Source organism: Bacillus sp. IT-79MI2, assembly GCF_949768135.1.
GTDB classification, from domain to species: Bacteria; Bacillota; Bacilli; order Bacillales; family Bacillaceae_G; genus Bacillus_A; species Bacillus_A pseudomycoides.
Map to the genome: position 1 here is coordinate 1 of NZ_CATKPV010000039.1, position 226 is coordinate 226.

General features: G+C 35.8%; 1 protein-coding gene. It reads right to left on the reverse strand.

Translation table 11 applies throughout. The features are described 5' to 3' along the window. Positions 1 to 226, reverse strand: a 226-nt coding sequence (locus ACM6HU_RS02805; protein WP_414847981.1) for a thiol-activated cytolysin family protein, incomplete at both ends; no start/stop codon positions are given.

Below are 226 nucleotides of genomic sequence, written 5' to 3' on the forward strand. Positions count from 1 at the left end.
TGATGTTTCTAATTTCACATAAACTGTTCTACCATAAGCTACATTTGACACCATAACAGGCGGAGCCGCATTACTTACCCCTTTACGAGTTAACTCATCAAAAGTAACACTATTATCAAAAAGATCTGATGGATTGTTAGGTAGTTCTGCACTTACGGTATAAAAGATTTGCTTATATGCCGCAACCATTACTTTTTTCTCTCCATTTGCAACAGCATTAAAGTCA